We start from the raw sequence: 12451 nt of genomic DNA, 5'->3' as shown, positions 1-12451 counted from the left end.
AACCGCGATGCCAGTGCGCGGGGAATTTAAGCGGTCACTCCTCGCTGACAGATAGCCAGTTATTAGCGGAGAAAAAGGTGAAATAGTCTGAAAATATTTCTATTTTGGCCGTTATAACGTACTGTATAGGGGAAATTTCCGCATTTCGCCGGTACGTTAAGCGATCTGCACCCCACTTTTTGCCTGGATGTTTTTTTAATACCGGAACAGGAAGGGAACGCCTGATTATCAGGTGACAAATTATTAAGCAAATTTGTTTGAAACCTTTATGCTAAGGGTCTCGTCCTGTACAGGATGTAACGTCAACGCTTTCCGGGTTCGTGATATAACAAGAGGTAAAAAATGAAAGAACGGCCGATTCTTTTTTCCGAACAGCGGGTTCGCGCCCTGCTGGTTGGCCAGCAAACACAGACCCGACGCATTATGAAAACGCAGGCATTTGGTCCAGGACAGGACCACCATGAAGGCGTTCATGCGTTTGATGTCAGTGCGAATCATCTTCACGGCTACAAACTGATGTCGATGTCCGATATCAGCGCGCACTGTCCCTTCGGGCAGGTTGGCGATCGCCTGTGGGTACGCGAAACCTGGCGCGGCCCGATTGTGCCGGAAGCGCAGCTGGCAGAGTACGATCGCGATCCCCAGCTGTTTCGCCATCCCGACTTCTGCCAGTATCGTGCTGACAGCAACGAGTTTGGTCAGCTGGAGGACGATCTGCAGGACGCGGAGCAGTTTGGCTGGCAGACGGCCATTCACATGCCGCGCTGGGCAAGCCGCATCGATCTGACCATCACCGCGATCCGGGCTGAAAAAATCCAGGATATCAGCGAGGATGACATCATGGCGGAGGGCGTTCAGACGGACTCGCACTTCCTGAACAACTTCTTTACCATGAATATGAATTCAGAGTCGCCCAAAGAGGCCTACCGCAAAGCGTGGCAAAAACAGTATGGCGCGACCAGCTGGGAGGTTAACCCCTGGGTCTGGGTCATTGAATTTGAGCGCGTTCTGCGCGAAAGCCGATCGCTCTGAGCATGCGCCCTGCGCCTCTTCTGCCCACCGGAAGAGGCGCTTACGCCCCGCCCCGCTTTTTTTGCTTTTCACTTTGCAAGCGCAATCACAGACACCGTCCCGGCTAACAGGTTGAATAACGGGTTTGACGTCTGGCACATTCTGTCCCGTCGGCACTCCTTCTCTCCTTTTACAGGCGCTGCGATGTTTAAATGGTCCCGGAACGCGCATAAATCCGATGCTGTCGCTGAACTGCCCTGGACGCAGGCGCTGCGGCAGCCTGTGTTTTCACTGCTTAATCATGACGAGCACGCCGTTCTGATCGGCATGGCGCAGCGCTTTCTGCAGCAGAAAAAATTTGTCCTGCTGCAGGGCGCTGAACTGGATGCGCTGCACAGCGCCCGTCTGGCGCTGCTGTTTTGCCTGCCGGTGCTGAAGCTGGGCGTGGAGTGGCTGGATGGCTTTCACGACGTGCTTATCTATCCTGAACCCTTTACGGTTGATGACCGCTGGGAAGATGAGAGCGGGCTGGTGCATCAGGCGCCCGCTGTACACGCCGGGCAGAGCTGGACGCAGGGGCCGGTGGTGCTCAACGCGCTGGATATTTCCGACGCGTTCGATCTCTCAGGCTATAACCTGGTGATCCATGAAGTGGCGCATAAGCTGGACGCGCGCGGCAGCGGCTACACCAGCGGCATCCCCGCTATTCCGCTGCGCGAGGTCGCTGGCTGGGAGAAAGATTTGCTGCAGGTGATGCAGGAAATTGACGATGAAGTGGCGCTCGCGGGTGAAGAGGCCGCGACCTTTGATCCCTACGCAGCCAGCGATCCGGCCGAATGTTTTGCTGTGCTGTCAGAATATTTCTTCACTGCGCCCGACCTGCTCCTTCAGCGCTTTCCGGCGATGTATCGACACCTGCAGCTGTTTTACCGTCAGGATCCTGCTGCCCGGCTTGCGACGCTGGCGGCGGAATCTGCCTGATCCCTGCGCGGGCTGTATCTTTGCTAGCCAGTTGAATGCAATTGTGTTTTAAGCTGTTGACAGGCTCGTCCGGGGCCACTACTATTCGCCTCGTTCACACGATTCCTCTGTAGTTCAGTCGGTAGAACGGCGGACTGTTAATCCGTATGTCACTGGTTCGAGTCCAGTCAGAGGAGCCAGAATTAGAAAAGCCCGCTCAGGGAAACCTGAGCGGGCTTTTTGCTGTCTGCGCCGGCGTTAAATCACCGCTACCCCGCCGGTTACGGCAATGGTTGCCCCTGAGATATAGCTGGCTTCGTCGCTGGCCAGCATGACATAAGAAGAGGCCAGCTCAGCGGGCTGCCCCATACGCTGCAGCGGCACCTGGCTGCCAAAACTTTCGACCTGCTGCGGCGGCATAGTGGCCGGGATCAGCGGCGTCCAGATAGGTCCCGGTGCGACCGCGTTGGCACGAATGCCCTTATCCGCCAGCAGCGCGGCAAGGCTGCCGGAAAAGTTAATGATGGCGGCTTTGGTGGCCGAGTAGGCAATCAGTTTTGGTTTTGGCTGATCGGCGTTGACTGACGCGGTGTTAATAATGGAGCTGCCGGCTGGCATATGCGGTACCGCGGCTTTACAGATGTAGAACATCGCATAGAGATTGGTTTTCATCGTGCGGTCAAACTCATCATCATCAATCTCATCCAGCGAGTCGCGCGTCATCTGGAAAGCGGCGTTGTTGACCACAATATCAATTTTGCCAAAACGGTCCGCCGTCTGCGCCACGATGCTGCGGCAGTGTTCCGCCTGCATAATATCACCGGCGATCAGCAGCGCCTGCTGCCCGGCGGCTTCCACCAGCTGCGCGGTATCTTTTGCATCTTCGTGTTCATCCAGGTAGGAGATGACCACGTCGGCGCCTTCACGGGCGTAAGCGATGGCCACTGCGCGGCCAATACCGGAGTCGCCGCCGGTGATAATCGCGGTTTTGCCTTTCAGCCGGCCGCTGCCCTGATAGCTGGTTTCGCCGTGATCGGGCACCGGCTGCATCTCGCGAAAGCTGCCGGGCCACTGCTGCTGCTGCGCCTGCTGCGGATTTTCTGGACGATCGGTCATAACGCGCTCCTTTTTCAGCGAAGGGGTAATCTGGCTCAGGTGAACAGCATCAAGTGTAGCAGCCATAACCAGAATGCAAGGCGGAGTGATAAGCGTAACGGCTTGAGAGATAAGTCTATTTCTGCAAAAAACGGCCTTTTCGCAGGGTGTCAGGCAGCGGCAGATGCTGACAAAATCAGCAGGTTGCTGCAGGAAGCAGCAAACAACCGGCGGGCGCTAAATCACGTTTTGACAGCCGCCGGAGAGTTGATTATTATGCGCGCCGAAACACAATTCCTCTGTAGTTCAGTCGGTAGAACGGCGGACTGTTAATCCGTATGTCACTGGTTCGAGTCCAGTCAGAGGAGCCAGATTAAAAAAGCCAGATGTCAGCTGACATCTGGCTTTTTGCTTTCCGGCGGTGCGCGGCGGGTCAGAATTCCACGACCACATTGCCTTTCGGCACGCTGCAGCAGGAGAGGATATAGCCCTCTTCGGCATCCTCGTCGGTAATGCCGCCGTTGTGGTTCATCTCAACCTCACCTTCCAGGCACTTCACCTTGCAGGTGCCGCAGATCCCCATGCCGCACGCTTTCGGGATATGCAGGCCCAGCTTGGCAGCGGCGGCGTGAACGGTTTCACCCGGCGCAATTTTCACGCTCTTATCACTCTGCGTAAACGCCACGGTCAGCAGCTCGGAACTGCAGAGTGCGTCGGCCAGTTCGGCCGCCTCTTCCGCCTCCTGCACCACCTGCTCCTGTACCACCTCCGGCGTGGCACCAAACGACTCTTCATGGTAGTGCGCCATATCGTAGCCGACGTTTTCCAGAATCGCTTTCACCGCGCGCATATAGGGCGTCGGTCCGCAGCAGAAGATCTCCCGCTCCATAAAATCAGGCGCGATCATCTGCAGCATGGCGTGGTTCAGAAAGCCGCGAAAGCCTGCCCAGTATTGTCCTGATTCATAGCGTTCGCAGATGATGCTCAGTTTGAAGTTAGGAATACGCGCCGTCATATTCTCCAGATCGCGGCGGAAAATAATATCTTCCGGCGTGCGGGCGCTGTGCACAAACACCATGTCTACATCAGCGTTAGTGTCAAAATACCAGCGCGCCATCGACATCATCGGCGTAATGCCAACGCCGCCGGAGAGAAACAGCGCCTTATCGCCGGGATAATCGATGCAGTTAAACTGCCCTACCGGGCCGTGCACCGCCAGATCCATGCCTTCGCGCATATTCGCGTGCAGCCAGTTAGATACCACGCCGCCCGGCACCTGTTTTACCGTGATCGAAAAGCTATACGGCACCGAGGGAGAGCTGGAGATGGTGTAGGAGCGAAACACGGTCTGCTCCTCAATCATCAGCTCCAGCGTGACAAACTGCCCCGGCTTAAAGAAGAACATCACCGGCTGCTCCGCCATAAAGCAGAAGGTTTTCACGTCCCAGGTTTCCTGTATGACCTTAACGCACCGCACCGCATGACGGCCATTGGTCCAGGTCTGCGTGGTGACAGGCTCAAAAGCATTGGTATTCAGTACCGTGATATTTCTCTCTGTCATACATTTCATTCCCGTCAGGATTGGAGTGATCAATTGCCTGTATCGACGCATGGATAACCACAGGCTTTTGAGCCAGAAACTGCGATTCTCCGTGTAACCCCGCCACAGCATTTAGTTATGCGCGACACGGAAATGCCTGAAAAAACCACATCCGCAGGAAATTCTGCACGCGCGTCTTTAATAGAGGGGATTTATGTCGCTGGCAGAACATTGACGGGCGCCGGACCGGTGCAGCATGTCTGTAATCCGTAGCGATCTTATGGGCTTCCGGTAACGCGGAAGTCCGGTTTTGTTGATATCCGGCTGCGCCTGTCGGGCGCGAACCACTCCCTTTTCAACTGCGCGAGAAGAGCAACATTATGAGCCACAACGATCTGCTGAATATCACCTGTACAAGCCTTGTCGATGCGAGCGACCGCATGCAGGATCTGCTCGAAAAACGCCAGCCCAACTATTCGCTGCCGCAGGCGCTCTATAATGACCCGACTCTGTTTCGCATTGATATGGAGGAGGTGTTTCAGAAAGAGTGGCTGTTTGCCGGCATGAGCAGCGAAATCCCGAAAAAGGGTGACTACTTTACGCTTGAGGTCGGACAGAACCCGGTGCTGGTTCTGCGCGATGCAGAGGGCAACATCAACGCGTTTCACAACACCTGTCGCCATCGCGGCTCGCGCCTCTGCTCAAAGGAGCGCGGCAAGGTGGCCAATCTGGTCTGTCCCTACCACCAGTGGACGTACGATTTAAAGGGCAACCTGCTCTTCGCCGGTTCAGAGATGAATCAGTCATTTGACATGAAGCAGCACGGCCTGAAAAAAGCGCACTGTAAAACCGCCGGCGGGTTTATCTTTATCTGCCTCGCAGAGACGTCGCCGGAGTCTGACTTCGATGAGTTTCTGGCCACGCTGGCGGAGTATATGGAACCCTATGATGTGGACAACACCAAGCTGGCGGCAGAGTCCCATATGTATGAAAAAGCCAACTGGAAACTGGTGCTGGAGAATAACCGCGAGTGCTACCACTGCGCCGGCAGCCATCCGGAACTGCTGAACAGCCTGCTGGAGTGGGACGACACCAACGATCCGCGCGCGCCGCAGAGTTTCCATGACTACTACAACAAGCAGGCGGCGCTGTGGGATGAGCAGGGTATTCCGCATCGCCATCAGAGCTTTGGTCTGCGCAACCGGATTGTGCGTATGCCGCTGAAAGAGGGCACCAAAGTCATGACCATTGATGGTCGTGAGGGCTGCACCCGGCTGCTGGGCCGTTTTACCAGCCACTATCAGGGATCGATGCGTATTCTGCACCTGCCCAACTCGTGGAACCATATGCAAAGCGATCACTTTATCGTGTTCCGCGTGCTGCCAATCTCCGCGCAGGAGACGATGGTAACGACAAAATGGTTTGTGCATAAAGACGCGGTGGCCGGTATCGATTACGATCCGGAGCGTCTGCGCACCGTCTGGGACGCCACCAACGAGCAGGATCGCGTTCTGGGCGAAGAGAATCAGCGCGGCATCAACTCCATTGGCTATCAGCCAGGCCCCTATTCTGAAACCTATGAGTTTGGCGTGATTAATTTTATCGACTGGTACAGTGAAACCGTGCTTAAAAACGTAAAAGGCTGACCTGATAACAGAAAACCCGGCTGGCGTCGTTAACCGCCAGCCGGGTTTTTTATCGTTCAGGCACGCAGCTAGCGGATCACGCCCTCCTCCAGCAGCAGATCAAAGACCGCCTGCGCCATCTCATTCACCGGTTTATTCTGCAGCACTTTGCCACCTTCATTCTGTGACTTCGCCGTGGCCGCTTTAAAGCGATCCGCCGCCGTTTTCGCTTTTACTTTTTTCAGGCGCTTCGGCCGCTTACGCGCCGGCGCTATCTCCCAGGCTGCCATCGCTGTATCCGGCACGTCCACGCCCGCAGCGGTGGTGATCTCTGCCCGGTTTGCCGGGCCAAACGCGCTCTGGCGCGGCGCGGCGGCGGCCATGTCCACGCTGGCGATAAACGGCAGCGCCACACGCAGCAGACGCCGCTGACCGCGCGGCAGCGCCTGCAGCACTTCAGCATCGGTGCCGTTCAGGCTGACAATCTCCGCCACGCCGACCACAACCGGGATCTCCAGCGCTTCTGCCAGCAGAAAAGGCAGCATACCGGATGACTCGCCGCGCTCCGCCCGGCCGCCGGTGAGGATCACATCCGGGTGATCCTGCTTAAGATAGTGACTCAGCACCGCCACCGCATCGCCCTGCTCCGTCATCGGCAGCACGCGCAGCGTCTCAACGCCCATGCCCGCATAGCTGCGCAGCGCCGCGTTGTGCGGATCGCCGGCGTGAAGAAGCTCCAGATCGCCGGAAGCCAGCGCCAGCCCCATCTCTACCGCACGCGCATCCTGCCCGGCGCGGCGTGCCCTGCCCGACTCGGGATGGAGTCCGACGGATATCAGCGCCGTAATGCGGCAGCCGCTGTGGTGTGCTTTATGCTGCATGGTTAAGCTCCTTATTACGCCAGGCGCGCGCCAGACGCGCCAGTTCAGCCAGGATCGCATCGCTGTCGCCAATCACGCTCAGCGACGCGCGGCTGACCATATCGCAGCCGGGATCGGTATTAATGGCGATCACCCGGTCGCACTGCGCAATCCCCTGCAGATGCTGCACCGCGCCGGAGATGCCCACCGCCAGATAGACCCGCGCCGTCACCCAGGTGCCGGTAGCACCCACCTGCCGGAAACGCGGCATATGGCCATTATCCACGGCCACGCGGCTGGCGCCTTCGGTCGCTCCCAGACTCTCTGCGGTAGCGTGAAACTGCGCCCAGTCGCTGACGCCGTTACCGGCAGACAAAATAAACTCCGCCTCGCCCAGCGGCACCGCTGCCGGATCGACCGGCATCAGTCCGCAGTCGGTAATGCGCGCAGCGCCAATGCTTCGCAGCCCGACGCTCACCGGCAGCGCTTCATGGCGGGTCTCATCCACCGGATCGGCGCACTCTGCGGTCAGCAGCATGACGCGCGCAACCGGACGCGTAATATCGGCGCTGCCGCCCGCCGCCCGGCTGATACAGCTGTCGCCCTCTATGCGCCACACCTGCGTGGCGGGTCGCTCCCCACAGCGTGCGGCAAAGCGACAGCCCAGCTCAAAGCCTCCGGCAACACTGTCCGGAAACAGCCAGAAGCGCGGTGCCAGTTCGTTTTCTGCCGCCATCAGCGCATGGATGCGCTGCTCCGGGCTGTAACCCTCATAGCGTTCGCCGCTGAAGTGGAGCAGCCGGTCAGCGCCCGCGGTGGCAAAGCTCTCTTCACGATGCTCACCAAATACCACGGCCACGACCACGCCTGCACCGCCAGCATCACGCACCAGCTGGTGCGCCTGCCCCAGCACGTCGCGATCGTGGCTGGTCAGGCGGCCGCCGGTCATATCCAGCACCGCCGCCACGCAGTAATCCGGCTGCGCCACGCGGTGCAGCGGCAGCTCAGCGACGTGCGGCGTGCCGGCGCTGCGCCGGCCGGAGAGCTGGGAAAACGCGTTAACGTTCTCGCGATCGATGCGCTTCAGTCCGTTGGGTCCGGTAAAGCCGACGGCGTGCGGATTTTTACGCAGCAGCCCGGACGGGCCGCGGCTCTCCTGCACCGGCTGCATCAGCTCTGCATGCTGCGGATGCAGCCGGTTGCGGGCAATCCACTCAAGACGCGGATCGCGGCGTACAGGGGTTTCCATCAGATCACCTCCACAGCAATTTGGCGCTCGCGCAGCTTCGCCGGCAGCGGTTTTTTCGGTTCGCTGAGGGCTTCCGCCACCAGTTCAGCGATATCTTTGACCTCCGGACGCGGCCCGACGACACCTTCCAGCATCGCGGTACACTGCTGGCAGCCAACGGCAATCAGCTCTGCGCCGGTCTGTTTTGCATCCTCCATCCGCATGTCAGCGATGCGCCGCTCCCCCGGAATATCCGTAATCGGCGCACCGCCACCGCCGCCGCAGCAGCGTGAGCGGAAACCGGAGCGGTCCATTTCGCTGAGTTTGATCCCCAGCTCCGCCAGCAGTTCACGCGGTGATGCATATTCACCGTTGTAGCGGCCGAGGTAGCAGGGATCGTGCCAGGTCACGCTGCCGCCTTTGTAATCTTTCAGATCCAGCAGCTGCGCCTTAACCAGCTCATTAATAAAGGTGGTGTGATGCAGCACCTCATAGTCAGGCTGAGTGTCTGCCGGGTAGAAATCGGGATACTCATTTTTCAGGCAGTGAAAGGCGTGCGGATCGGTGGTCACGATGCGGTTAAAACGATATTTTTGCAGCGTGGCGATATTGCTGCGCGCCAGCCGCTGAAACGTGGCGTCATCACCCAGGCGTCGCGCCACGTCTCCGCTATCGAGCTCCTCATCGCCCAGCACCGCAAATTTTACGCCGGCGGCCCTGAGCACTTTGACAAACGCGCGCAGAATACGCTGGCTGCGCATATCAAACGCCCCGTCGGAGACCCAGAACAGCACGTCGGCCTGCCCGACATCCCGCATCAGCGGCAGGTTCTGATCGGCTGACCAGTGCGTGCGGCTGCGCGGGTTAAAGCCGCCAGGATTATCTGTCTGGCTGAGGTTATCCAGCACCTCTGCGCCTTTGCCGGGCGTTTGCCCCTTCTCCAGCGTCATAAAGCGGCGCATGTCCACAATCGCGTCAACATGCTCAATCATCATCGGACACTCCTCCACGCAGGCGCGGCAGGTGGTGCAGGACCAGAGCGTCTCTTCTTTGATCAGCCCTCCGACAATCGGCTGATGCGGCGCTCCGCACGCTTCGCCCACCGGCACGCCCGGATAGGGGCTGCCGGCAAAGCGCGCGTCGCTGCCGCCCGCCATCCCGATAACCATATCCTGAATCAGCTTTTTGGGATTGAGCGGCTGACCCGCCGCAAACGCCGGGCACATCGCTTCACACTTGCCGCACTGCACGCAGGCGTCAAAGCCCAGCAGCTGGTTCCATTTGAAATCGGCCGGTTTTTCAACGCCGAGCGTTGGGGCAGCCAGATCCACCGGCTTCAGGCCCACGGATCGGCCGCCGCCAAAGCGGGCGGGACGACGATGAAAGGCAAGATGCAGCGCACCGGCGAATGCGTGTTTCATCGGCCCGCCCCACGCCATGCCAAACAGCATCTCGCCTAGCCCCCAGCAGATGCCTGCCAGCAGCAGTGCCGCCATCACCCAGCGCCCCGCTTCACCAAACAGATCGGAGACCGGCAGCGTGGTGATAAAGAACGTTGCCGCAAACACCAGCAGGCTCTTTGGCAACCGCATCCACGGCCCGCGTGAAAGACGGGCTGGCGGATTGCGACGGCGATACCAGATAAACAGCGCGCCGCTGAACATCACCAGCAGCGCGCCCGCCAGCACGCCATCCACCAGCGTGCCGCTGACGCCCGCCAGATGAACCACGAGGATCAGCAGCATCGACAGCACAAAGCCGCCGGCGGTGGCCACATGGCTGCGCGACATATATTTATCACGCGCCACCACGTGATGCAGGTCAACCAGATAGCGGCGGGGCATCGCCATCAGGCCGCTCAGCAGCGCAACCTGTTCCGGTTGTCCGCGCCGCCAGAGCAGGACGCGCCTGACCATACCCACGATGGCCAGAATCACCGCGCCAAGAAGTAACCAGGGGAGTATCCGATCAAGTACCATGATGTGCCCTTTCCAGACAATTTCTGTTAGATGCGGCGTGCGGTACCGCTTCCGGATACCGCACGCTTTACGTCAGCGACGGCGAAGCTACAGATCCTTGCAGAGACGCAGCGCGTCGTAGATCGCGGCGTGAACGTTACGCTGCGAGACGCAGTCGCCGAGCCGCCACAGGATCATGCCGCTGCCCGCCTGCGCCAGCACCGGCTGCGGACGGATATCAAACAGCGCTTCCACGTCAATCTGCCCCTTGTTGCGCGATTCCGCTTTCAGCGCGTAGTAGAGTTCCTCATTAGGACGGGTACCGTTTTCCACCACAATCTGATCCACCACCCGCTCCTCTTTCTGCCCGGTGTATTCATTTTCCAGCACCGCCACCAGCTTCTCGCCTTCGCGATAGACCTTCTCCAGCGCCAGATCGGAGGTCATCACCACCGCTTTTTCATACAGGCTGCGATAGTAGGTCGGGAAGGTGGTGCCGCCAATGCCCACGCCGGGTTTGATATCACCGGTTACCAGCTCCACCAGCGCACCGCGCGCGGCGAGGAAATCGGAGACGGACATACCGGAGAACTCACAGATAGCGTCATACACCAGTACGTTTTTGCCGGGCTCCACCACGCCGTTCAGCACATCCCAGCTGGAGACCACCAGCCCTTCCGCCGCTCCCCACTCCGGGTTCTGCTCCAGGAAGGGCTCTCCGCCGGTAGCAAGGATGCAGACGTCGGGGGTGAGATCGCGGATCATCGCCATATCCGCCGTGGTATTAGTCAGCACCTTCACGCCGAGACGCTCAGTTTCCATCGCCAGCCAGCGCGTGATACCGGCCATCTGATCGCGCTGCGGCGCTTTTGCCGCAATCGTAACCTGCCCGCCCAGCTCGCTGGCGCGCTCAATCAGCGTGACCTTATGCCCGCGCTCTGCCGCCACGCGCGCTGCCTCCAGCCCGCCCGGACCGCCGCCAATCACTACGACGTTGCGCACCGGCCCTTCGGTTTTGGTGATGATATGCGGCAGCCCCATATATTCGCGCGAGGTGGCCGCGTTCTGAATGCACAGCACATCCAGCCCCATATATTGCCGGTCTATGCAGTAGTTGGCGCCGACGCACTGGCGGATCTGATCGACCTGATTCATTTTGATCTTGGCGATCAGGTGCGGATCGGCGATATGCGCCCGCGTCATCCCGACAAAATCGACGTAGCCCGCTTCGAGGATACGCTGCGCCTGATTGGGATCTTTAATATTCTGCGCGTGGATCACCGGCACCGTGACCACCTCTTTGATACCCGCCGCCAGATGCAGAAACGGCTCGGGCGGATAGCTCATATTCGGAATAACGTTCGCCAGCGTGTTATGGGTGTCGCAGCCGGAGCCGACCACGCCAAAATAATCGACCATGCCGGTTTTATCGTAGTACGCGGCGATCTGCCGCATATCTTCATGGCTGAGGCCGTCGGGATGAAACTCATCACCGGTAATGCGCATGCCGACGACAAAATCGGGGCCGACCGCGTCACGCACCGCTTTCAGCACCTCAATGCCAAAGCGCATCCGCTTTTCAAAACTGCCGCCCCACTCATCGGTACGCTTATTAACGCGCGGTGACCAGAACTGGTCGATCATATGCTGATGCACGGCGGAGAGCTCCACGCCGTCGAGGCCACCCGCTTTGGCGCGCTGCGCCGCTTTGGCGAAGTCGCCGATAACGCGCCAGATCTCCTCTTCCTCAATGGTTTTGCAGGTGGCGCGGTGCACCGGCTCGCGGATGCCGGAGGGTGACATCAGATTGGGCCAGTTCTCGCCATCCCAGCGCGAGCGCCGCCCCATGTGAGAGATCTGGATCATGATCTTGCCGCCGTGCTGGTGCACGGCATCGGCGAGATTCTGAAAGTGCGGAATAATCCGGTCGGTACTCAGGTTAACCGAACTCCACCAGCTCTGGGGGCTGTCGATCGAGACCACGCTTGAGCCGCCGCAGATACAGAGCCCGCAGCCGCCTTTGGCTTTCTCTTCGTAATAGCGCACATAGCGATCGGTGGTCATCCCGCCGTCAGTGGCATACACCTCGGCGTGGGCGGTGCTGACAATACGGTTGCGGATAGTCAGTTTATTTATCTTCAATGGCTCAAACAGCAGATCAAACTGTGACATAG

Annotated in this window: 9 protein-coding genes and 2 tRNA genes; 5 read left to right on the top strand and 6 right to left on the bottom strand. The window is 59.1% G+C overall.

Annotation, left to right across the window (positions count from 1 at the left end; translation table 11 throughout):
* Positions 1–342 precede the first annotated feature (342 nt).
* The 3 genes from FS690_RS01535 (at position 343) to FS690_RS01525 (ending at position 2171) form a co-directional block, all read left to right on the top strand.
* Positions 343–1032: a hypothetical protein gene (locus FS690_RS01535; protein ID WP_039385187.1), complete on the top strand. Its 690-nt coding sequence runs from the start codon at positions 343–345 to the stop codon at positions 1030–1032.
* 183 nt (positions 1033–1215) lie between these two features.
* Complete coding sequence (gene mtfA / locus FS690_RS01530; RefSeq protein ID WP_145338983.1) at positions 1216–1992, top strand: DgsA anti-repressor MtfA; 777 nt, start codon at positions 1216–1218, stop codon at positions 1990–1992.
* A gap of 103 nt (positions 1993–2095) precedes the next feature.
* Positions 2096–2171, top strand: a tRNA-Asn gene (locus FS690_RS01525).
* Positions 2172–2229: 58 nt separating this feature from the next.
* Here the strand turns inward: FS690_RS01525 and FS690_RS01520 are convergent.
* A complete protein-coding gene (locus FS690_RS01520; RefSeq protein ID WP_071667965.1) occupies positions 2230–3087 on the bottom strand; it encodes a glucose 1-dehydrogenase in 858 nt (285 codons plus the stop codon).
* Between the two features lie 274 nt (positions 3088–3361).
* On the opposite strand from FS690_RS01520, the gene FS690_RS01515 reads away from it, so the two are divergent.
* Positions 3362–3437, top strand: a tRNA-Asn gene (locus FS690_RS01515).
* A 62-nt stretch (positions 3438–3499) separates the two neighbouring features.
* On the opposite strand, the gene FS690_RS01510 is transcribed toward FS690_RS01515, so the two are convergent.
* On the bottom strand, positions 3500–4627 hold the full coding sequence (locus FS690_RS01510) for a hybrid-cluster NAD(P)-dependent oxidoreductase (RefSeq protein WP_276524728.1): 1128 nt from the start codon (positions 4625–4627) through the stop codon (positions 3500–3502).
* Between the two features lie 359 nt (positions 4628–4986).
* Between FS690_RS01510 and FS690_RS01505 the strand changes: the two genes are divergently transcribed.
* A complete protein-coding gene (locus tag FS690_RS01505; RefSeq protein ID WP_145338982.1) occupies positions 4987–6252 on the top strand; it encodes an aromatic ring-hydroxylating dioxygenase subunit alpha in 1266 nt (421 codons plus the stop codon).
* Positions 6253–6320: 68 nt separating this feature from the next.
* Here the strand turns inward: FS690_RS01505 and FS690_RS01500 are convergent, their stop codons facing one another.
* From FS690_RS01500 to dgcA, 4 genes are all read right to left on the bottom strand, one after another.
* Positions 6321–7112, bottom strand: coding sequence for an electron transfer flavoprotein subunit beta (locus tag FS690_RS01500; protein ID WP_104085146.1), 792 nt, complete (start codon positions 7110–7112; stop codon positions 6321–6323).
* Entirely contained in the window at positions 7102–8340 is a 1239-nt protein-coding gene (locus FS690_RS01495) for an electron transfer flavoprotein subunit alpha/FixB family protein (RefSeq protein ID WP_104085147.1), read from the bottom strand. Before FS690_RS01495 ends, FS690_RS01500 begins: the two co-directional genes overlap by 11 nt.
* Entirely contained in the window at positions 8340–10298 is a 1959-nt protein-coding gene (locus FS690_RS01490; protein WP_145338981.1) for a (Fe-S)-binding protein, read from the bottom strand. The genes FS690_RS01495 and FS690_RS01490 overlap by 1 nt, the downstream gene beginning before the upstream one ends.
* A gap of 87 nt (positions 10299–10385) precedes the next feature.
* A complete protein-coding gene (gene dgcA, locus FS690_RS01485; RefSeq protein WP_071667967.1) occupies positions 10386–12449 on the bottom strand; it encodes a dimethylglycine demethylation protein DgcA in 2064 nt (687 codons plus the stop codon).
* Positions 12450–12451: the final 2 nt, after the last annotated feature.

The organism is Pantoea sp. PSNIH1, from assembly GCF_007680655.1.
GTDB classification, from domain to species: Bacteria; Pseudomonadota; Gammaproteobacteria; order Enterobacterales; family Enterobacteriaceae; genus Pantoea; species Pantoea eucrina.
This window is presented reverse-complemented; position numbering and strand designations above follow the sequence as displayed.

Coding starts and splice junctions, on each gene's coding strand:
- FS690_RS01535 (WP_039385187.1), top strand. CDS start 343: ATGAAAGAACGGCCGATTCTTTTTTCCGAACAGCGGGTTCGCGCCCTG.
- mtfA (WP_145338983.1), top strand. CDS start 1,216: ATGTTTAAATGGTCCCGGAACGCGCATAAATCCGATGCTGTCGCTGAA.
- FS690_RS01520 (WP_071667965.1), bottom strand. CDS start 3,087: ATGACCGATCGTCCAGAAAATCCGCAGCAGGCGCAGCAGCAGCAGTGG.
- FS690_RS01510 (WP_276524728.1), bottom strand. CDS start 4,627: ATGACAGAGAGAAATATCACGGTACTGAATACCAATGCTTTTGAGCCT.
- FS690_RS01505 (WP_145338982.1), top strand. CDS start 4,987: ATGAGCCACAACGATCTGCTGAATATCACCTGTACAAGCCTTGTCGAT.
- FS690_RS01500 (WP_104085146.1), bottom strand. CDS start 7,112: ATGCAGCATAAAGCACACCACAGCGGCTGCCGCATTACGGCGCTGATA.
- FS690_RS01495 (WP_104085147.1), bottom strand. CDS start 8,340: ATGGAAACCCCTGTACGCCGCGATCCGCGTCTTGAGTGGATTGCCCGC.
- FS690_RS01490 (WP_145338981.1), bottom strand. CDS start 10,298: ATGGTACTTGATCGGATACTCCCCTGGTTACTTCTTGGCGCGGTGATT.
- dgcA (WP_071667967.1), bottom strand. CDS start 12,449: ATGTCACAGTTTGATCTGCTGTTTGAGCCATTGAAGATAAATAAACTG.